This is a genomic window from Huijunlia imazamoxiresistens (assembly GCF_037132455.1).
Classification (GTDB): Bacteria; Bacteroidota; Bacteroidia; order Chitinophagales; family Chitinophagaceae; genus Flavisolibacter; species Flavisolibacter imazamoxiresistens.
This window is the reverse complement of the sequence record NZ_JBBBEI010000010.1, coordinates 174,397-193,075: the sequence shown is the minus strand read 5'-3', so window position 1 is coordinate 193,075 and position 18,679 is coordinate 174,397. Positions and strand designations below refer to the sequence as shown.

16 protein-coding genes are annotated in these 18,679 nt (G+C 57.1%); 8 read left to right on the top strand and 8 right to left on the bottom strand.

What is annotated here, in order from left to right; translation table 11 throughout:
- Positions 1–86: 86 nt before the first annotated feature.
- The 6 genes from V9K67_RS14175 to lolA1 all read left to right on the top strand — a co-directional run bounded on the left by V9K67_RS14175 (position 87) and on the right by lolA1 (position 6,967).
- A complete protein-coding gene (locus V9K67_RS14175; protein WP_336723523.1) occupies positions 87–644 on the top strand; it encodes a thioredoxin family protein in 558 nt (185 codons plus the stop codon).
- 106 nt (positions 645–750) lie between these two features.
- Positions 751–1,929 carry an acyl-CoA dehydrogenase family protein gene (locus V9K67_RS14170; RefSeq protein WP_336723521.1) on the top strand — a complete coding sequence of 393 codons (1,179 nt, stop codon included), beginning with the start codon at positions 751–753 and terminating at the stop codon, positions 1,927–1,929.
- A gap of 126 nt (positions 1,930–2,055) precedes the next feature.
- A complete protein-coding gene (locus tag V9K67_RS14165) occupies positions 2,056–2,562 on the top strand; it encodes a shikimate kinase (protein ID WP_336723520.1) in 507 nt (168 codons plus the stop codon).
- A 9-nt stretch (positions 2,563–2,571) separates the two neighbouring features.
- On the top strand, positions 2,572–2,967 hold the full coding sequence (locus V9K67_RS14160; protein WP_336723519.1) for a DUF423 domain-containing protein: 396 nt from the start codon (positions 2,572–2,574) through the stop codon (positions 2,965–2,967).
- A gap of 153 nt (positions 2,968–3,120) precedes the next feature.
- Positions 3,121–6,018 carry a DNA translocase FtsK gene (locus tag V9K67_RS14155; protein WP_336723517.1) on the top strand — a complete coding sequence of 966 codons (2,898 nt, stop codon included), beginning with the start codon at positions 3,121–3,123 and terminating at the stop codon, positions 6,016–6,018.
- Positions 6,019–6,316: 298 nt separating this feature from the next.
- On the top strand, positions 6,317–6,967 hold the full coding sequence (lolA1, locus tag V9K67_RS14150) for an outer membrane lipoprotein periplasmic chaperone LolA1 (RefSeq protein ID WP_336723515.1): 651 nt from the start codon (positions 6,317–6,319) through the stop codon (positions 6,965–6,967).
- Positions 6,968–7,059: 92 nt separating this feature from the next.
- Here the strand turns inward: lolA1 and V9K67_RS14145 are convergent, their stop codons facing one another.
- Entirely contained in the window at positions 7,060–8,106 is a 1,047-nt protein-coding gene (locus tag V9K67_RS14145; protein ID WP_336723513.1) for a nucleoid-associated protein, read from the bottom strand.
- Positions 8,107–8,222: 116 nt separating this feature from the next.
- On the opposite strand from V9K67_RS14145, the gene V9K67_RS14140 reads away from it, so the two are divergent.
- On the top strand, positions 8,223–10,028 hold the full coding sequence (locus V9K67_RS14140) for a MutS-related protein (RefSeq protein ID WP_336723511.1): 1,806 nt from the start codon (positions 8,223–8,225) through the stop codon (positions 10,026–10,028).
- Positions 10,029–10,097: 69 nt separating this feature from the next.
- On the opposite strand, the gene V9K67_RS14135 is transcribed toward V9K67_RS14140, so the two are convergent.
- Together V9K67_RS14135 and kdsA are read right to left on the bottom strand one after the other, a co-directional pair.
- Complete coding sequence (locus V9K67_RS14135) at positions 10,098–10,319, bottom strand: YodC family protein (RefSeq protein WP_336723509.1); 222 nt, start codon at positions 10,317–10,319, stop codon at positions 10,098–10,100.
- Between the two features lie 84 nt (positions 10,320–10,403).
- Positions 10,404–11,228 carry a 3-deoxy-8-phosphooctulonate synthase gene (kdsA, locus tag V9K67_RS14130; protein WP_336723508.1) on the bottom strand — a complete coding sequence of 275 codons (825 nt, stop codon included), beginning with the start codon at positions 11,226–11,228 and terminating at the stop codon, positions 10,404–10,406.
- A 103-nt stretch (positions 11,229–11,331) separates the two neighbouring features.
- Here kdsA and V9K67_RS14125 point away from each other — a divergent pair, with 103 nt between their 5' ends.
- Positions 11,332–12,279 (top strand): NAD-dependent epimerase/dehydratase family protein, encoded by a 948-nt coding sequence (locus tag V9K67_RS14125; RefSeq protein WP_336723507.1) that lies wholly within the window; start codon positions 11,332–11,334, stop codon positions 12,277–12,279.
- A gap of 463 nt (positions 12,280–12,742) precedes the next feature.
- Here the strand turns inward: V9K67_RS14125 and V9K67_RS14120 are convergent, their stop codons facing one another.
- From V9K67_RS14120 to V9K67_RS14100, 5 genes are all read right to left on the bottom strand, one after another.
- Positions 12,743–14,434 (bottom strand): hypothetical protein, encoded by a 1,692-nt coding sequence (locus V9K67_RS14120; protein ID WP_336723505.1) that lies wholly within the window; start codon positions 14,432–14,434, stop codon positions 12,743–12,745.
- Positions 14,435–14,456: 22 nt separating this feature from the next.
- On the bottom strand, positions 14,457–16,130 hold the full coding sequence (locus V9K67_RS14115; protein ID WP_336723503.1) for an ArnT family glycosyltransferase: 1,674 nt from the start codon (positions 16,128–16,130) through the stop codon (positions 14,457–14,459).
- Between the two features lie 171 nt (positions 16,131–16,301).
- Complete coding sequence (gene dapB, locus V9K67_RS14110) at positions 16,302–17,021, bottom strand: 4-hydroxy-tetrahydrodipicolinate reductase (RefSeq protein WP_336723501.1); 720 nt, start codon at positions 17,019–17,021, stop codon at positions 16,302–16,304.
- 47 nt (positions 17,022–17,068) lie between these two features.
- Entirely contained in the window at positions 17,069–17,761 is a 693-nt protein-coding gene (locus V9K67_RS14105; protein WP_336723499.1) for a DUF5683 domain-containing protein, read from the bottom strand.
- Positions 17,754–18,674 (bottom strand): ParB/RepB/Spo0J family partition protein, encoded by a 921-nt coding sequence (locus V9K67_RS14100; protein ID WP_336723498.1) that lies wholly within the window; start codon positions 18,672–18,674, stop codon positions 17,754–17,756. Before V9K67_RS14100 ends, V9K67_RS14105 begins: the two co-directional genes overlap by 8 nt.
- Positions 18,675–18,679 lie beyond the last annotated feature (5 nt).

The window sequence follows — 18,679 nt, the reverse complement described above, 5'->3', positions numbered from 1 at the left end:
GCAATCCATCTTTTTTTGTTTGCGGATACGGCAATATTTGGGCGGGCGGATCGTCTTTCCTACAGGCGTCACCCAAAAATTTCGGTATGAAACGATTCCTTTCTGTTCGGTTTTTCCTGATATTCTTAATCGGTGTGTTCCTGGATAGCCCTGCGGTGGCCCAGGAGGCGCCAGCCCCGGCGGCTGTGGTGCTGAAGGAGGCGTACCGGCAGGCGGCCAAAGAAAACAAAAAGGTTTTTCTCATCTTCCATGCCTCCTGGTGCGGCTGGTGCCATAAAATGGATACGGCCATGAACGATCCCCGGGTTCGACAGTTCTTCATCGATCATTACGTGATCCGGCACCTGTCGGTGGACGAGCACGGAGATAAAAAGCAACTGGAAAATCCCGGTGCCGCCGACACTCGGAAAAGGCTGGGCGGCACGGAGGACGACGGCATACCCTACTGGGTAGTGCTGGACGCCAAAGGCAAATTACTGGCCGATGGCCGCATCGGTAGCCAGCCGGGAAAAAATACCGGTTGTCCCGCCACGGAAGAGGAAGTGGCGCATTTCCTCAACGTGCTGAAACGTACTTCTCCCCTGGATGCTACTGCCCTGGACGTAATCCGGACAACCTTCCGCGAGAATGAACGGCGCCCTTAATTTGCAGCCGGCGTAAGAAATGTAAATGGTCAAGTAATGGTTTCATTTTCCTCCTTCCAAAAGTTTGTTCCTGACGTATATTGTACTACCTAAATCGCTACTCTTTATGGCTACCGATAACTTCCAGTCGCCGGATTATTTTGGGGTGGATGACCTGCTGACCGAGGAACAAAAGCTCATCCGGGAAACGGTGCGCAACTACGTCAAAAAGGAGATCTCGCCTATCATCGAAGACTATGCGCAACGGGCTGAGTTCCCGCAGCAGATCGTAAAACAGCTGGGCGACCTGGGCTGCTTCGGCCCTACCATCCCCGCCGAATACGGCGGCGGCGGCCTCGACTACATCAGCTACGGCCTGATGATGCAGGAACTCGAACGCGGCGACAGCGGCGTCCGCTCCACGGCTTCGGTCCAGGGCTCGCTGGTGATGTTCCCCATCCATGCCTACGGCAGCGAGGAGCAGAAACGAAAGTTTTTGCCGAAGCTGGCCTCGGGCGAGTGGCTGGGCTGCTTCGGCCTGACCGAACCCGACCACGGCAGCAACCCCGCCGGCATGCACACCAACTTCCGCGACCAGGGCGACCACGTACTGCTGAACGGCAGCAAGATGTGGATCAGCAACGCCCCCTTTTCCCAGGTAGCCGTGGTCTGGGCCAAGGACGAAAGCGGCGAGGTGCACGGGCTGATCCTGGAACGGGGCATGGAAGGCTTTTCCACCCCCACCACCCACGGCAAGTGGAGCCTGCGGGCCTCCGCCACGGGCGAGTTGGTATTCGATAACGTAAAAGTGCCGAAAGAAAATATTTTACCGGGCGTCAAAGGTATGCGCGGTCCCCTGAGCTGCCTGACCAAGGCCCGCTACGGCATTGCCTGGGGCAGCGTGGGCGCGGCCATGGACTGCTACGATACCGCCCTTCGCTACAGCCGCGAGCGCATCCAGTTCGACAAGCCGATCGGCGCCTTCCAGCTGCAGCAGAAAAAGCTGGCGGAGATGGTCACCGAGATCACCAAGGCGCAACTGCTCAACTGGCGCCTGGGCACGCTGATGAACGAAGGACGGGCCTCCGCCCAGCAGGTGAGCATGGCCAAACGCAACGGCTGCGAGATCGCCACCGCCATCGCCCGCGACGCCCGCCAAGTGCTGGGCGGCATGGGCATCACCGGCGAATACAGCATCATGCGCCACATGATGAACCTCGAAAGTGTCATCACCTACGAAGGCACCCACGACATCCACCTGCTGATCACCGGCATGGACATCACGGGATTCAATGCCTTTAAATAGCGCACGCAGCGAAAAATAACTCCTTTTTTGGGGTTTCCTGGTCGTTTTATGCGCGGCCCGCATAACTTGCAGCCTGTACCCGACGCCTTCCGCCCGGCGGAACGGCCGGGCACGACTACTTTAATTATGCGTATCTATCTTATCGGTTTTATGGGGTGCGGCAAAACGCACTGGGCAAAGCTGTTGAGCCAGAAGCTCAAACTTCCCTTGTTCGACCTGGACGAGCAGATCGTGGCCAGCGAAGGCAAAAGCATCAACGACATCTTTGCCGATGAGGGCGAGGAGTATTTCCGCCTGCGGGAAAAGGAGATCCTCTACATCCTCACCGAAAGCCACGACTCCTTTATCATGGCTACCGGCGGCGGCACGCCCTGTTATTACAACAACATCGACTACATGAAAAAGTCCGGCATACCGGTCTGGATCAACTCCTCCATCGACAGCCTGTTCAACCGGCTGGCGAAGGAACGGGAACACCGGCCGCTGCTGCGCGATCTGTCCGACGACCAGCTGCGGGGCTACATCATCAAAAAATTCGCCGACCGCAAGATCTTCTACCAGCAGGCTTCCGTGATCATCAGCGAAGAGGAAGCCACGCTGGAAAAAATTATCGATAAAATCTTTCATGCTTAAACTCATTCCGTGTCAAAGACCTTTTTAATTACCGGCACCATCCTGGCCGGTCTCGGCGTGGTGCTGGGCGCCTTCGGGGCGCACGGCCTTCGCAAACTCGTTCCCGCCGAAACCGTAGCTTCCTACCAGACCGGCGTTCAGTACCAGATGTACCATGCTTTTGCCCTGCTGATCCTGGGCCTGCTGGCCGACCGCCTGGTTCCCGCGGGCCAGCTGCAGTATTCCGGCATCTTCTTTTTACTGGGCATCATCCTATTTTCCGGCTCCATTTATATAATTGCGGCGGCCAAGGCTTCCGAAAAAGTGCTGCCCAAGGCGTTCTTCCTCACCACCCCGCTGGGCGGACTCCTGTTCATCGTCGGCTGGCTGCTGCTGCTGGTTGCGTTGATCAAAGCAAAGCAATAAGTAACAGGCAATAAGCAATGGGCAATAGGCAACCAGGATTTTTGCTTATGGCCCCTTGTCTATTGCCTGTTTTCTACTTCGTTCCGACTTAATGGCTTCCCGCCTGACGGATTGTCGATGACAATCATGGCCGCACTTCCTATCTTTGTTTTTATGGCTAACAAGCTCCGAAAGGTCGTGCCTCCCAAGGCCGAGGAAAAGGTGGAAAAGAAAGACGAGAAGAAGGAAAAAAGCGTTCCTAAGCCCGGTCGCGAGCCCGATCGTGAAAAACAACTCAAGAAAGACCGGGAAGTGAAACTGAACTGGAAACAGCTGGCCCGGGACGAACGCACCCTGAAGATCACCGGCACTATCTGCCTGCTGATCTGCATCTTCCTGTTCATTGCTTTTGTCTCCTACTTTTTTACCTGGAAGGAAGACCAGGACAAGGTGCTGAACAACGACAGCTCCTACCTGATGGAAAACGACACCAAGGCCTCCAACCTCCTGGGCCGCCTGGGCGCCTACGTATCCCACTTTTTTATGTACCGGGGCTTTGGTATTGCCTCGCTGATGTTCTGCTCCTTCTTCTTTGTTTCCGGCATCAACCTGCTGTTCAACCGCAAGGTATTTTCGGTTTGGAAAAACCTGCGCTACGTGACACTGGGGCTGCTGCTGGTATCGGTTTCCTTTGCCTTCCTGTTCCCTTCTTCCGCCTTTCCCTTCGGCGGCAGGGTAGGGGCGATGGTCAATACCTGGCTGGTGAACTTCCTGGGCTCCATCGGTACGGCGGCCCTGCTGCTGGTGCTGGTGTTCAGCTACATCATCTGGCAGTTCAACCCCGCCTTCAGCCTGCCCGAGCGCAAGCCGCAGGAGGCCGAAGGCGAGGAGGAAAGTGAGCAGGAAGTCCTGACCCAGCCGGCCGTGGAAGAGGTCAACAGCATCCTGGCACGGAAGGCAAACGCCGAGAAAAACGTGGTGAAAGCGATCGTGCCCCAGAAGACCAATGTGCTGAAAACCGAGGCGCCGAACGGGCTGAAGAACGAAACGCCGAATGCCCTGAAGAATGACGTGCCTATGGTGCTGAACCTGCCGGAGGAAGAAGACAAGATCGTGTTCGAGATCGTGCAGCGCGAAGAGACGCAGCACCGGCCGGAGCCCCGCCTGCAGCAGCCCCCGCCCACGGTTCCGCCGCCCGGGCCTTTCGAGGAGGACGAACCCGAAGACGAGCTGCCCCTGAACGAGCCCATCATCGAAAAAGAAATAGCCGACGAGATCCTGCACCGCAACGAGCTGTCCTCCGTAGTGGAGTTTCCGTTCGATGCCGATGAGGAAGACGAAATTCCCACACTGCGGCCTCGCCAGCCCGAGCCCGTGCGCCCGCCGGAGCCGCTACGGCCACCCACGCCCCAGCCGGAGCCAGAGCCGGCCCCGGAACCGCCGCGCCCCGAGCAGCGGGAAGTGCCTGTCAGCAGCATGAAGCTGGAAATAAAAACGGCTCCCGAGCCGCCGGCCGAGGAAGGAGAGGAAAGCGGGAAAGGCTATGCCGACCTGCCGCCCTACGAGCCCACCCTGGACCTGCGCGACTATAAATACCCGGGTATGGACCTGCTGGAAACGCACGGCAGCGAAAAGATCGTGCAGGACCCCGCCGAGCTGGAAGCCAACAAGAACCAGATCATCAATACGCTGAAGAACTACGACATCGCCATCCAGAAGATCTTCGCTACCGTGGGGCCCACCGTTACGCTCTACGAGATCGTGCCGGCCGCCGGCGTGCGGATCTCCCGCATTAAAAACCTCGAAGATGATATCGCCCTGAGCCTCGCCGCCCTGGGCATCCGCATCATCGCCCCCATCCCGGGCAAAGGCACCATCGGTATCGAAGTGCCCAACGTCAAAAAAACGGTGGTGAGCATGAAAACCCTGCTGGCGTCGGACAAGTTCCAGTACAACTCCTACAGCCTGCCGATCGCCGTGGGCAAGAAGATCGATAACGAGAACTTTATCGTGGACCTGGCGTCCATGCCCCACCTGCTGATGGCGGGTGCTACCGGCCAGGGTAAATCCGTAGGCCTCAACGCCATCCTGGTGTCGCTGCTTTATAAAAAGCACCCCTCGCAGCTGAAGCTGGTGCTGATCGACCCCAAGAAGGTGGAACTGAGCCTGTATCGCCTGATCGAGAACCACTTCCTGGCCAAGCTCCCCGGCGAGGACGAGGCCATCATTACCGATACCAAAAAGGTGGTCAATACGCTGAATTCTCTTTGTATCGAGATGGACAACCGCTACGACCTGCTGAAGGAAGCCGGCGTGCGCAACATCAAGGAGTACAATGAAAAATTCACCAAGCGCCGCCTCAACCCGCAGAAGGGCCACCAGTACCTGCCCTTTATCGTGCTGGTGGTGGACGAGTTTGCCGACCTGATCATGACGGCCGGCAAGGAAGTGGAAATGCCGATCGCCCGCCTGGCCCAGCTGGCCCGTGCGGTGGGCATTCACCTGATCATTGCCACCCAACGCCCGTCGGTAAATATCATCACCGGTACCATCAAGGCCAACTTCCCGGCCCGTATCGCCTTCAAGGTGTCGTCCAAGATCGACTCGCGCACCATCCTGGATGCCGGCGGCGCCGAGCAGCTGATCGGTAAAGGGGACATGCTGATCTCCTTCAACGGCGAGATCGTGCGCCTGCAGTGCGCCTTCGTGGATACCCCCGAGGTGGAAAGCGTGGTCGAGTATATCGGCGACCAGCGCGGCTATCCCCAGGCCTTTATGCTGCCCGAGTACGTGGACGAGAAGGAGATGGAGAATAAGGATTTTGACTCCGGCGACCGCGACCCGCTCTTTGATGAGGCCGCCCTGCTGATCGTGCAGAACCAGGTCGGTTCCACTTCGCTCATCCAGCGTCGCATGAAGCTCGGCTACAACCGGGCCGGGCGCCTGATGGACCAGCTGGAATCCGCCGGCGTGGTCGGTCCCAACCTGGGCAGCAAAGCCCGCGAAGTGCTCATCAAAACCGAAAGCGAGCTGATGGAAATTATCGATATGTGGGGGCAGAATAAAAAGTAATTGGGTATTGGTTAATTGGTTAATTGGTTAAGTGGGGATTAGGCAGGGCTGTTTACTACTTTCTACTTCAATAAACAGACTCTTCCTTCCTAATTCCCAATTAACCAATTAACTAATTCCCAATGAACCAATACCCCCAATTCCCCCTCAATGTTAACCAACGTTAAGGCCGCTGCTTCTTTTCCCAAACTTACTGTTAAGAAAGCCCTTTAGGCGGGAATACGGTATATTCCTTGCCCTTTCATACGTACGGCCAGACTATCTTTGCGCCGATTCTTTATCAAAAGTCAGAATACAAATGAAAAAAATTTATGCTCTCTTTGCGGTTGTTTGCTTCGGTCTGATGGCAAATGCACAAACCAAATCTGACCCGGATGCAAAAAAAATATTAGACGGTGTCAGCGCCAAGTTCCGCTCCTTCAAATCGCCCCAGGCTTCGTTTACCTACCAGATCGAGAATGCCCAGGGCAAGGTGCTGGCCACCAAGAAAGGTACGGTAAGCATGCGCGGCAATAAGTATCATGTGACCATGGGCGGTATGGAGATCTATTCTGACGGAAGAACCTCCTGGAGCTACGACAAAAGTGCCAATGAAGTTACCGTAAACGGTGTGGACGCTTCCGGCAATGCCATGACCCCGCAGAAATTGTTTACCAACTTTTACGATAAAGACTTTTTATACAAGCTGAACGGAGAGAAGAAAGTATCCGGAAAAACGGTTCAGGAAATCGAAATGACCCCCACCGACAAATCCCGTCCTTTCCACAAGGTGTACGTATATGTGGATAAAGCCGCCGGCACCCTCAGCAGCGCCAAATTCCTTGAAAAATCGGGCAACCGCTACAGCTACAGCATCAGTGCCATGAAGCCCAATGCTGCAATCACGGAATCCGAATTTGTGTTCGACAAAAAGAAATACCCCGGCGTGGAAGTCGTGGACCTGCGATAACCGGCCGCATCAAGATATTTTGTCTATGAAACCTAAAAGCCCCGTTGCGTATGCAGCAGGGCTTTTTCGTTGGGAGTGGAAAAAGGAAAAAGTTAGCTCTCCTCTTCGTAATACAGTTTATAATATTTGCGGCCGTTATCGTCGACGCCTTTTTCGATGAGGTCGGTATTGCCATGAATGTAGACGTGGAAGTTCCGGTCAAGCTTTAAGACGCTTTTGTACACCCGCATCTGTTTTTTCACGGCCTGCCCGGAAATGTCGAAGCCGGCGGAAATATCGATGTCGTGCTGCTGGGTATAGCGGGAGCCGAAGTCGCGGAACGACTCGATCATTTCGTCGCTCTGGAACACCTCGGTCTGGAACTCCTCGATATCAAACGATTCCTTGCTTTTAAAGTAGTCAATGGATTTGGTCAGCAGTTCGATCTGGTCGGTCTTGTCCAGGTTGAACTCCGATTCCATTTGTTCGGTAATGTACTGCTTCGTCAGGGTCAGCATGTGGTTGGTCTGGTGGAACTCATTCTTTTGCGGCGCCAGCTGCAAAAACTTTTCCTTCCAGTACTGGGCTTCCTCGCCGCGGTTCTGGTTGTCGAAGATCAGCACGTCGTAACCCTCGGTGGGATTATTATTGATGATCAGGCAGCCCTTGTCGATCTTGGTCAGTTCCACGCCTTCTTTAATCTCCAGCTCGAAGTTGCTTTCCTTGTGTTGGGCATCCAGGAACAGCGATTTGTTCTCGGTCTTGAACAGGCCGACGGCCTTGTAGATCCGTCCGTCCACCGGCAGTCCTTCAAACAGTCCTACATACAGCTCGCCTCCCTTCACCTTCGGGTGGGTAGAGCTTTCGTACAGGTGTTTGGCAATGCTGGTGGAGAGGGCCACCAGTTCGTCGCGGTGCTCGAACAGCTGCTCGGCGTAGTTGTACACTTCATTGAACTGCAGGGAGGAGGGGTGGCTGAATTTAAAGTACTCCGCCGCGTTGTTGAACTTGTTCAAAAAACTCTCGCCCACCACCTGCAGCATTTCTTCATCCAGGGCCAGGGTTTCTTCGGACAGGTACAGGGGATCCAGGTTGTTCTTACTGCCCACATAATGAACAATCAGGCTTTTCAGCGAGGCGGCTTTGAAGTTCGTTTCCATAAAAGAGGTTGCAAGTTAATGAGTTTACGAGTTTACGGGTTTACAAGTTTACGAGTTCCCTTCGGGCGCCAGCAACTCGTAAACTCGTAAACTTGTAAACTCGTAAACTTGCACTCATGGAACATACCCCCCCTGCAGAAATATATGCCCGGCAAATCGAAAGCCTGACCGGGAAGTTGAAGGAGTTACGCAAAAAGCGAAGCATGCTGGGGTGGCTGCGGCTGACGGTGATCGTGATCACGGCGGTGGCGGCCTTCGGCTTGTTCAACGTGTCGGTGGGCGGCGGTATTTTGAGCATAGCCGTAGGCATCGCCCTTTTCCTGGCCACCGTTTCCATCGATACCAACAACAACCGGCAGCTTACCAACGTACAGAATCTTTTGACGATCAATGAGGAGGAGCTGCAGGTGCTGAACGACAAGTACCACCACCGCTATGACGGGGCGGAATATGCTCCCGGCCTGCACGATTATGCCAACGACTTCGATATTTTTGGAAAGGCCTCGCTTTACCAGATGGTCAACCGCTGCCAGAGCGAACAGGGCCGTGCCCTGCTGGCCGGGAACTTCCTGGAGCCCCTGTCGCCGGAAGCGGTGCGGGAGCGCCACCAGGCCATCCGGGAACTGGCGCCCCTCTTTTCCTGGCGCCAGGGCCTGCAGGCCCTGCTGATGGAGACGCCGGTGACCCGGCGCACGCAGCAGAAAACCGAAAGATGGCTGGCCGAGCCCGAACAGCATTTTACCCATGCCGCCTGGAAAATAGTGCTGCCCCTGTATTCCATATTTACCCTGGCATCGGCAGTAGCGGCGATTGCGGGCTGGATCTCCCTGTCGCTGTTTACCTTCCTGTTCCTGGTGTATTTTATGACGGGCGGCTATTTCAGCAAGAAAGCCATGACCGCTTACAACCATTTGAGCGGCATCGTGGACGAGGTGGGCGTGCTGGCGCAGGGCATGCGCTGGATCGAGGAGCGGGCCTTCCAGGCGCCGCTGTTGCAGCGGCTGCAGCGGTCCGTTGTGGCAGGCGAGGACCGGGCCTTTAACCAGCTGAAGGAGCTGAAAGAGATCCTGAACCGCTTTGATCTGCGGCTGAACCTGCTGGCCTTCCTGTTTTTGAATTCCTTTTTGTTGTGGGACGTGCGGCAGATGAGGGCCCTGAACGGCTGGAAGCAACGCAATAGGGAGCGGGTGCCCCTTTGGTTCCGGCTGGTGGCCGAAATGGAAGTGCTGGGCAGCCTGGCCACCCTGCATGCCAACCGGCCGCAGTGGTGCCTGCCGCAGGTGGGCGGCGAACATTTTCGGTGGGAAGGGGAGGCCATCGGCCATCCGCTGATCGCCGAGGGCACCCGGGTCACCAGCAGCTTTACGCTGCAGGGCCGGGGCAAGGTGGCGCTGGTGACCGGCTCGAACATGGCGGGCAAAAGCACCTTCCTGCGCAGCCTGGGCGTCAATGCCGTGCTGGCGCAGATGGGGGCGCCGGCCTGTGCCCGTCGGCTGCATTTGTCGCCGGTGCAGCTGATGAGCAGCATGCGCATCGCCGATAACCTGGCCGAAAACACCTCCACCTTTTATGCCGAGCTGAAAAAGCTCAAAACCATCATCGAGGCCGTCAACCGCCACGAGCCGGTCTTCATCCTGCTGGACGAGATCCTGCGGGGCACCAACTCGCTCGACCGCCATACCGGTTCCGGCGCCCTGATAAGGCAATTGATTCAAGAACAGGCCGTGGCGGTGATCGCTACCCACGATGTGGAGCTGTCCGCCCTGGAAGGACGGTTGCCCGGCGCCATCGAAAATTACCACTTCGACGTGCAGGTGGAAGGTGAGGAGCTCTATTTCGATTACAAGCTGAAAGAAGGCATCTGTACGAACCTCAACGCTTCCATCCTTATGAAAAAGATCGGCATCCGCCTGGAGGAGTAATGTTTCGTCGGGAGTGAAAAAAAATAGCTGCCCCGGCAGGGGCAGCTAAAGCATTGCAGGAACCGATCATTAGTCAATCACCAGTTCCAGGGTATCCTCGTGGAATTTGTTCTTTTTCAATTCATCATCCTTGAACCACTGGCAGGTGACCATGCCGGTTTCCTGCGGTGGTTTGGCCTTGCCGGTCAGGGCGCCCAGGAGGTCATGCCAGACCTCGTTTTCAAACACGGTCATCACAGGGCCTCCGGAATTCAGCCGGACCTTATCGCCTATCTTGAACTTTCTATCCATTGAGGGTTGAGTTTGTTCTAAAATTAGGGGATTTGCTCCTGTAAAAGAACAGTTCCCTTTTCAATAGTTCCCCGCTTCCAACCCCTAACTTAAAATTGCCTTCCGTACCTTGATCAGTTGCACCAGCAGGGCCTCCAGCAGGTCGAGGCGGAGCATGTTGGCGCCGTCGCTCAGGGCGCAGGCAGGGTCGGGATGGGTTTCAATGAACAGGCCGTCGGCGCCGGAGGCGATGGCCGCCTTGGCGATGGTGCCGATCAGCTGGGGATTGCCGCCGGTGACGCCGCTGGCCTGGTTGGGCTGCTGCAGGCTGTGGGTGCAGTCCATGATCACGGGTACGCCCGACTGCTGCATCAGGGGAATGTTGCGGTAGTCCACCACCAGGTCCTGGTAGCCGAAGGTGGTGCCCCTTTCGGTCAGCATCACTTTTTCGTTGCCGCTGTTCTTTACCTTTTCCACGGCGAACTTCATGGCCTCGCCGCTGACGAACTGGCCTTTCTTGATGTTGACGATCTTGCCCGTTTCACCGGCCGCTACCAGCAGCTCGGTCTGGCGGCAGAGGAAAGCGGGGATCTGCAGGATGTCCACGTATTTGGCGGCCAGGCGGGCCTCGTTTTCGGAATGGATGTCGGTGGTGGAAGGCAGGCCCAGCTGCTGTGCCGTTTTCTGGATGATCTGCAGCCCGGCTTCATCACCCAGGCCGGTAAAGGAGCCGGCGCTGGTGCGGTTGGCCTTTTTGTACGAAGCCTTGAAAATATAGGGAATGCCGTGCTTTTTGCAGAGGGCGGCCACCTTTTCCGCCACTTCCTGTACCAGGGCTTCGCCCTCTACCACGCAGGGGCCGGCGATCAGGAAAAAGTTGTCCTTGTCATAGTCCTGACCGGCAAATAGTTGTTCCAAGAAAGTAATCATGCCTCAAATTTAAAGGAGTTTGCCCTTTATCACGGAAGAGCTCCCTTTTTTGGTGCGCCGATTGCCGGTAACTGTAGTTTGCCGAAATTCATATCCATCCTTTATGACAAGAGAAAAGATACTGGTCATCGGGGCCTCCGGACAAATAGGCGTGGAGCTGACGCTGGCGCTGCGCCGCATTTATGGCGATGCCCAGGTGATCGCCTCGGACCTGCGGGAGGAGAACGAGCTGCTGCGGGGTACGGGTCCCTACGTGCCGCTGGACGTGATGAACAAGGAAATGCTGCACGTGCAGGTGATCCGCCAGAACGTGCGGCAGGTGTACCTGCTGGCGGCCATCCTGTCGGCTACGGGCGAAAAGAACCCGGCGCTGGCCTGGAACCTCAACATGCAAAGCCTGCTGAACGTGCTCGACCTGGCCCGCGAGGAACACCTCCATAAAGTGTACTGGCCCAGCAGCATTGCCGTGTTCGGGCCCACCTCGCCCAAAGAAGCCTGTCCCCAGCAGACCATCATCGAGCCCATAACGGTCTACGGCATCAGCAAATATGCCGGCGAATTCTGGTGCCACTATTATTTCAACAAGTACGGCGTGGATGTGCGCAGCCTGCGCTACCCCGGCCTGATCTCCTATAAATCCGCGCCGGGCGGCGGCACCACCGACTACGCCATTGAAATGTACCGCCATGCGGCCGCAGGCAAGCCCTACACCTGCTTCCTGGAGCCCGACACCTTCCTGCCGATGATGTACATGCCCGATGCCATCCGGGCCACCATCGAGCTGATGGAAGCGCCGGCCGCCAAGGTCACCACCCGCACCTCCTACAACCTGGCGTCCTTAAGCTTTTCTCCCGCCGTCCTGGAGCACGAAATTCAAAAGCGGGTGCCCCGGTTTTCCGTCAGCTATGCGCCCGACTACCGGCAGGCCATCGCCCGCAGCTGGCCCCAGAGCATCGACGACCGCCAGGCCCGCCACGACTGGGGCTGGCAACCCGAATTCGACCTGCCCCGCATGACCCGGGATATGCTGGAGAATTTGAAGGGGCACTGATGGGGAATTGGGAATTAGGGTATTTGTTAATTGGTTCATTGGGAATAAGGAAGGCCTGCCAAGAGGCTTGGCGTAAAACCTCTCCCCCGGTCTAGCCTAAGGCTAGACCACCCCCTCCCCACATAGCTATGCCTTACCCAAATTTTTAAAGGACAGAAACAGTGAAAGATTTACGCCCCGCTAGGGGCGTATGGTGGGTAGCAAAGGTTTAGTTGGTAGCTTCCGTTCCGCTAGGAACGGTTGGTAGGCCGCAATTACCAGCCGTTCCTAGCGGAACGGAAGCATTCTACTGGTGATTTTCTACCTACCAGTTGTGCCTACAGCACAAGAAATCCCTCTGCTGGACACCTTTTAAGATTTGGGTAAGGCATAACTCCATCTGGAGAGGGGTCGGTTTCGCGTTAGCGAAACCGGGGGAGAGGTTTTACGCCAAACGCCCCAAAGGGGACGGGAATCCGCATCCTTAATCTTCGTATAGATTTTCCTTTAAATAATCGAGGAAGGCGTTGGGGCGGTAGCCGTAGCGGGCCTTTTCATTGGCGGCGATGGCCTCCCACAACTGGCGGGGCGTGAAGTATTCTAAAAATGAGCTGAGCAGGTCCGGGAAACATTCCTGGTCCTGTTTCGACTCCTCGGGCAACTGGCTCCAGTTCGAACTTTCGTATTTGTTCAGCACCATCTTCAGCAAACCCGACTTGTCGGCCCGGGCCATGGGCTCGAAATACTGCAGCACCAGCCGGTAGGGGGTGTTGTGGTCAATGGAGCTGACCATTTTCGAGTAATCCTGCTCGTGGTCCATCAGTTGAAAGCGGAAAGCGATGGCCTTTTTCTGAAGGCTGCCCCAGGTGTTCCGGGCCTTCGTCAGCACCTGGGTGCGCCAGTTGGCCTGGTCCACGGGCGGCAGCCGGTGGAGCACGTACAAAAAGTCGTCGAGGTCAAAGGTGCGCGGCACGAGCTTGGCCAGCACCTCCATCAGCAGCTCCTCTTCTTCCTGCAGGTGGTAGATTTCTTTCAGCAGTTCCAGGTAGAGCGTGTTGTAGTCGTCGTGGTAATTGTTTTTGATCTGGTCCAGGCAGTATTCTTCCGCCCGCTCCAGGTGGTGGTAGGCGATCAGCTGGCGGATCAGTTCGTTGTTGAAGGCATTGTCGAACCGGAGGGGTTGGAACAGGTTGTAGTAGCGCGGGAAAATGCCCGCCTCCTCCACCAGCCCGAACAGGACCTTGGTGTAGGTGGTGTCCTGGACGATCATGGCGGGATTGCGGTCCCGGTAGTGGTCGGCCAGGCGGCGGATCAGGTCTTCCCGCCGTTCCCGGGTGGCCAGGGCGGCGAGTTGCCTCAGGTGCTGCAGGTAGTGCAACCGGAGCTGCTTGCGGTCGTCCAGCAGGTGGCGGATAAAATGGTCCGTCGCGGCCGTCCAGGCCTCTTCGGCCTCCAGCTGGTGGAGGGGCTCCAAGGTTTGCTGCAGCAGGCCCTCCAGGTACTTGGGAATACGGCTGCTGGTGGTATTGATTTCCGCGCTATACCGGTAGGCGGTTTCCAACAGGGCGTGAACGTTCCCGAATGCGTTTTTGTCCGCCGCGTTGGCCGTGTAACCGCTGAGGATAGGGGCGTGGATGTCGGACCACAGGTCCACCAGCTTTTTCAGCAGCGTCGGGTCCACGGTTTTCTTCCGGCCCACGGTGGCCTTGACGGCATCCAGGGTCAGCTGCGTCACTTCTTCCGGGCTGTAGTGCTGCCGGCGGGCCGAAAAGTAGTGGACGAAGGAAAGCTCGAGGTCCTTGTTGCGCCCCAGGATTTCCCGCAACCATTCCTTCAGTTCGGCAGTTTCCGCTTCTTCGAGCAAGATTTCGGCTTTGCCTGCTTTTTTGGCTTTAACGGGGGCTTTGGGCTTTTGCCCCGCGGCAATATGCAGCAGCATAGCGGCCTGGTGGCGGCAGAAGGCGCCTCCGGTGCTCGCCTTGCAGTCGCAGCCGTGGGCCGTTACCGTGTCCCCGGTCAGCTCCAGGGAAACATCATAGCTGCTTTTGCCCTCGTCCACGTAGCCCACAAAATTTCCTTTCTCCGTTTCGTCGCACTCCCGGACGGTGCACTTCCTGGCGGACTGCAGCAGGTCTTTGGATAAAACGGTTTCGAAATTCTTCAGCTTCAGCTCCATAATTAATGAATGTAGGCGGCAATCATTGCACCACAGTTTCAAATACCGCCGAATTATAGGCATCGTCCAGCAGGGGCCGGCTGAGCCCAAACACGATGGTGTACGTCCCCGGTTCCAGCGGTCCCAGGGCAACGGACACTTTAACCGGCAGTTGTCCCCCGGCCGCTACGGTGGCCGGCTCCGTAAATACCTTGCCCGGGCCGCGGGCCACTTCCTTCCGGCCTTTGCGGAGGGAATAAAAAAGGGTGGGGGCGTTTCCGGTACTGTCGGCAGCAAAGGTGACGGGGGTTGCCCGGGGGTTACTGACCAGGGCGTCTACCAACACGACCGAATGGGGCCGGATGCTCCGGGGAAAGGAGGTTTGGATCCCCTGGTCGTAGTACGAGGTGAAGTCGGGCAGGACGCGGTAGTGCACCTCCTTGCCCATGCGGGTTTGGATCCATTGGCTGCCCTCGAAGGGGTGGTCGCGTACCAGCACCACCTCGCGGTGCTGCAGGCTGTCCTCGTAATGCCAGAACTCGTACTGCGACCGCCGTTTCTCGCCGCTTTGCAGCGACACGCCCAGCCCGCCGGAATAGAACGAGTAAAGCGAGGACTCGCGAAAATTGTTGCGGAAAAATACCGGCCGGTCGCCAGCTACCTGGCGGATATCCTGCGCCCAAAGGTCGCGGCCGTGGTAGTAGTCGATGCCGATATGGTTGACCGGCACGATGCGGAACACCAGGTACAGGCGGAACAGCAGCACCACGAACGCAAACGGCAGCACACCCCGGCGCAGGAGCTTTGTTTTTCCCGTTTTTAAAAACCAGGCCGGGGCGATCACGATGAGCGGGAACAGGGTCAGCGAGGTCCAGTGGAAGTGGATAAAGTTCTTGAACGACGACAGCAGGAAAAAGAGCAGCGAGCCGATGATGATGGCCTGCAGGGCCCTTTCGAACCGGTCGCGGGATTTGTAGAAAAAGGGAACGACCAGCAGCACGGGGGTGAGGGCGCCGAGCTGCTGGCTGATGTATTCGCCCACATGGCGGAAGCTCAGCTGCGAGCTGCGGCCCGAGAGGTGGTACTGGAAGGTGGCGAAGTCGTGGGCGAACTGCCAGCGGATGTGCGGCACGAACAGCAGCAGCGCCAGCAGCATGGCGGCATAGAACTTCAGCGAACGCAGCAGCCGCAGGTTCGACAAAACGGTAAAGCCCACCACCAGCACCGCATGGTATTTCGAATACATCATCAGCGCCGTACTCACGCCCATGAGCAGGGCCGAAGCCCAGTCGTCCTTTTCCAGAAAGCGCTTGTAGCCCACCAGGAACACCACCGAAAAAAACAGGAACGGCCCGTCGGGAAACACCAGGAACGACAGGTAGTGAAACAGGGGAAGGGACAGCAGCACGGCATACATCAGCCGCAGCCGCCGGCTGTCGTTGGGGTCGACGAAGCCAAACAGCAGGTACACGCCGATGCTGTTCAGAAGCACGTAGAAGAAGCGGACGCCGAATTCATTGGGAAACAGGCTGTAGCCCGCCTTGATCAGCAGGGCCAGGAAAGGAGGGTGGTCGTAATAGCCCCAGTCGAGCGCCCTTGTATAAAACCAGTAGTAGCCTTCGTCGGACGTGAGTTGGGTAAAGGCCGCCTGCAGCAGGTTCAGCACCAGCCAGAACAGGGTAAAATGCAGTGGCCGGATCTTCAGTTTGGATTCCATGCGGGGCGAAAGTAAACATTGAAGGAATTAGTTAATTAGTTAATTGGTTAATTGGTTAATTGGGTATTGGGTGGGAACAGTTTTACAGGAAAAAGGGCACTGGTTATTCACCAATGCCCTTTTCTCTATACTGGTTCAGGATGGTTCCGTCCTAATATCCCAATTAACCAATTAACCAATTCCAAGAACGTCCTTCATCGCAAACACCCCCTTCTTATCGTGGATGTATTCGGCGGCGAGGACGGCGCCGAAGGCAAAGCCCTTGCGGCTGTGAGCGGTGTGGATGATCTCGATGTCATCGATCTCGGAGGTATATTTCACGTGGTGGGTGCCGGGGGCGGGGTCCACGCGTTCCGAGAGGATGCTGAGCACGTCGGGGATGCCGGTAGGCTCGTTGGCCCAGCTTTTCTTGCGGGGCAGGTTGGCCAGCACCTGTTCGGCCAGGGAAACGGCGGTGCCGCTGGGCGAGTCGAGCTTGGCGGTATGGTGGATCTCTTTGAGTTGCACTTCGTATTCGGGATGGGTGGCCATCAGCTTGGCCAGCTGCTTGTTCACCTCGAAGAAGATGTTGACGCCGATGGAAAAGTTGGAGGTATGTAAAAAGCTGCCGCCCTTTTGCTGGCAGTACGCCCGCATTTCCTCCAGGCGGTCGTTCCAGCCGGTGGAGCCGCTGACTACGGGAATGCCGAAGTCCAGGCACTGGCGCACGTCGCCGTAAGCGCTGGAGGGGCCGGTGAACTCGATGGCCACGTCGGCTTTGGCGATGTTTTCCGCCGTGAAGTCCTGGGTGTTTTCGATGTTGATCTTCAGCACGATCTCATGTCCGCGCTGCAGTGCCACTTCCTCGATCATTTTTCCCATCTTTCCATAACCGATAATTGCAATACGCATAGTGTATAGTATTAATTCTGCTTGAGATATTTATGTATAAGGGAAGACTATTTAAACGCCAGCACCAGGCCGATGCCGGTGGTGCCGGCCATCTGGCTGCGGCCGGCCTTGAATTTCAGCGCCAGGTCGGGGCTGACGTCGAATGATTTGAGGTGGGCATCCACGGCGGCATCCACTACGTTCAGGCCCCAGAACAGCACGAAGAACAGCACCGAATAGTCGATGTAGCGGCGGAAGTTGTCGCGGTTGTAGCGCAGGCTTTCCATGCCCACCGGCACGTATTCCGGCTTCATCAGGAAGTAGTCGGAAGAGTCCGCCGGTGACTGGCTGGCTTTGTACTTTGCCTGGTAGGCAAACCGCAGGTCGCGGTACGTTTGCAGGTTGGTGACGAAGACGTAGCCGGTAACGCCCAGGGCCCCGTACACCAGGGGCAGCTTCCAGTATTTTTTATTGTAGATCTGTCCCCAGCCCGGGAGGATCGCCGACCGGATGATGGCCTTGCGGGGCGAGAAGGCGTTGGCCGCCGAGTCCACCTTTTTTTCGGTGGCGGGGGGCGCCGGCTGGGCCACCTTGGGGAGCGAGTCGGCCGGCACCGGCCGCGAAAGCGTGTCGGCCCGGCGCAGGGTATCGGCCCGGACCAGGGTGTCGCGTTTTTCCTGGGCGGCAGCGGTCTGGCAAAACACCAGCAGCAGAACGCCCAGCAGCCATTGGAAGAAGGGTAGGGAAACGTTCCTAGTCAATGGTGATGTTCATTATATCCAACAATTTGTTCAGGTCCTGGAGCGAGGTGTAGTCGAAGGTGATCTCGCCGCTGCCGTTCTTGCTGTGTTTCAGCTTTACCTTGGTGCTGAAGTGCGAGGCCAGCTTGTCCTCGATCCGCTGGTAGGCGGCCGGCAGGCTGGGGCCGGTGGGCTGCTTTTTCTCCTGTTCGGCTTCCTTGCCCATCAGCCGCACCAGGTTTTCGGTCTGGCGCACCGACAGGTGCTTGCTTTTGATCTCGTTGAAAATGAACAGCAGCTTGTCCACCCCGTCCACGTTGATGAGGGCGCGGGCATGGCCCATGCTCAGCTCGCCGCTACGGACCGCGATCTGGATGTCGGGGGGCAGCTTCAGCAGGCGGATGTAATTGGTGACGGTGCTGCGGTCCTTACCCATGCGTTCGGCCACTTCTTCCTGGGTATGGCTCAGCTCTTCCATCATGCGCTTATAGCCCAGGGCGATCTCCATGGCGTTGAGGTCTTCGCGCTGCAGGTTTTCCAGCAGGGCCAGCTCCAGCAGTTCCTGGTCGTTGGCCTGGCGGATGTAGGCGGGGATATCAGCCAGGCCGGCCAGCTTGGCGGCCCGCCAGCGGCGCTCGCCCGTGATGAGGCGGTAGCGGTTGCCCGCCAGCTTCGACACGGTGATGGGCTGGATGATGTCGTGCAGGGTAATGGACTGGGCCAGTTCCTTCAGCGCCTGCTCGTCGAAATCGCGGCGGGGCTGGCGCGGGTTGGTCTCGATATCCTGCAGGGGAATGCGCAGCACGCCGGTAACGGCCTCCACGGTGGATTCCTTCAGGTGCCCCGAAGGGCTTTTCAGGTCTGAGTCGATGCTTTGCAAAAGCGAGCGGATGCCTTTGCCCAGCAGGTCCTTATTTGGTTTAGGATTTGTCATTTTGC

What these genes read in the sequence shown, in the direction of transcription:
- V9K67_RS14170 (WP_336723521.1), top strand. Translation starts at nt 751, where the DNA reads ATGGCTACCGATAACTTCCAGTCGCCGGATTATTTTGGGGTGGATGAC.
- V9K67_RS14100 (WP_336723498.1), bottom strand. Translation starts at nt 18,674, where the DNA reads ATGACAAATCCTAAACCAAATAAGGACCTGCTGGGCAAAGGCATCCGC.
- V9K67_RS14140 (WP_336723511.1), top strand. Translation starts at nt 8,223, where the DNA reads ATGGAACATACCCCCCCTGCAGAAATATATGCCCGGCAAATCGAAAGC.
- lolA1 (WP_336723515.1), top strand. Translation starts at nt 6,317, where the DNA reads ATGAAAAAAATTTATGCTCTCTTTGCGGTTGTTTGCTTCGGTCTGATG.
- V9K67_RS14135 (WP_336723509.1), bottom strand. Translation starts at nt 10,319, where the DNA reads ATGGATAGAAAGTTCAAGATAGGCGATAAGGTCCGGCTGAATTCCGGA.
- V9K67_RS14115 (WP_336723503.1), bottom strand. Translation starts at nt 16,130, where the DNA reads ATGGAATCCAAACTGAAGATCCGGCCACTGCATTTTACCCTGTTCTGG.
- kdsA (WP_336723508.1), bottom strand. Translation starts at nt 11,228, where the DNA reads ATGATTACTTTCTTGGAACAACTATTTGCCGGTCAGGACTATGACAAG.
- V9K67_RS14175 (WP_336723523.1), top strand. Translation starts at nt 87, where the DNA reads ATGAAACGATTCCTTTCTGTTCGGTTTTTCCTGATATTCTTAATCGGT.
- V9K67_RS14165 (WP_336723520.1), top strand. Translation starts at nt 2,056, where the DNA reads ATGCGTATCTATCTTATCGGTTTTATGGGGTGCGGCAAAACGCACTGG.
- V9K67_RS14125 (WP_336723507.1), top strand. Translation starts at nt 11,332, where the DNA reads ATGACAAGAGAAAAGATACTGGTCATCGGGGCCTCCGGACAAATAGGC.
- V9K67_RS14145 (WP_336723513.1), bottom strand. Translation starts at nt 8,106, where the DNA reads ATGGAAACGAACTTCAAAGCCGCCTCGCTGAAAAGCCTGATTGTTCAT.
- V9K67_RS14155 (WP_336723517.1), top strand. Translation starts at nt 3,121, where the DNA reads ATGGCTAACAAGCTCCGAAAGGTCGTGCCTCCCAAGGCCGAGGAAAAG.
- dapB (WP_336723501.1), bottom strand. Translation starts at nt 17,021, where the DNA reads ATGCGTATTGCAATTATCGGTTATGGAAAGATGGGAAAAATGATCGAG.
- V9K67_RS14120 (WP_336723505.1), bottom strand. Translation starts at nt 14,434, where the DNA reads ATGGAGCTGAAGCTGAAGAATTTCGAAACCGTTTTATCCAAAGACCTG.